Annotated in this window: 1 protein-coding gene; it reads right to left on the reverse strand. The window is 65.7% G+C overall.

Going from position 1 to position 315, the window contains the following annotated elements; genetic code table 11:
- Nucleotides 1-315: hypothetical protein (locus RVY79_RS18615; RefSeq protein ID WP_317466030.1), on the reverse strand; the 315-nt coding region annotated here is incomplete at both ends.

Genomic DNA, 315 nt, shown 5'->3' on the forward strand with positions numbered 1-315 from the left:
TGCGGAACGACCGGAGTCGAAGCGGTGGCTGCGCAGGCCGGAGCGGGGCTCAAACGCGTGGCCGTCCAGTTGCCGCCAACCGACATGGTGGGCGCGTCCTTGTAGGTGCCCGACGCCGTATTCGTATCGGTGAATGCGCCGACGAGGGCATCGTTGTTGTAGGTGACGCCGCCGGGCATCGACGGGATCGGGACTTGTTGCCCGGAGTTCGCCCCGATTGTCCATTGCCCCGTACCCGGAACGTAGATCACCGCGCCGCTCAGGAAGGCCTGGGTACCATCGTTGCGTGTGACGGTTCCCGTAATGCTGCCGTCC

Origin of the sequence: Chromohalobacter sp. HP20-39, assembly GCF_033052815.1 — a bacterium.
GTDB lineage: Bacteria > Pseudomonadota > Gammaproteobacteria > Pseudomonadales > Halomonadaceae > Chromohalobacter.